The organism is Vibrio genomosp. F10 str. 9ZD137, assembly GCF_049974785.1.
Lineage (GTDB): Bacteria > Pseudomonadota > Gammaproteobacteria > Enterobacterales > Vibrionaceae > Vibrio.
Map to the genome: position 1 here is coordinate 1 of NZ_JBNGCJ010001035.1, position 422 is coordinate 422.

The window sequence follows — 422 nt, forward strand, 5'->3', positions numbered from 1 at the left end:
CCGCTCTTCCGATCTCCTATCAAACTACTTCAAGCAGCTGTTTGCACAAGTCACTAACCCGCCGATCGACCCGATTCGTGAACGTATGGTTATGTCTCTGAACACTTACCTAGGTAAAGATCAGAACCTACTTGCTGAAACACCTGAACACTGCCAAAAAGTAGAGCTTGAATCTCCAGTTCTTTCTAACTCAGAGTTAGAAAAACTGCGTGCAATCGACAACGAGCATCTTCAAGCGAAGACACTGGATATCGTATTCCAAGCAAATGGGGACGAAGGTAAGTTAGAGCGTGCGCTTAAGCGTATCTGCCAATATGCTGAAGATGCCGTGATTGATGGCTATTCTATTATTCTACTGACTGACCGTGCGGTTAACTCTAACCACGCTGCCATCCCAGCAATGCTGGCGGTTGGCGCAGTTC

The 422-nt window shown here is 46.9% G+C and carries 1 protein-coding gene; it reads left to right on the top strand.

Translation table 11 applies throughout. From position 1 onward, the window contains the following. A partial coding sequence (locus ACP45E_RS22020; RefSeq protein WP_141707489.1) for a glutamate synthase central domain-containing protein occupies nucleotides 1-422 on the top strand: 422 nt, incomplete at both ends.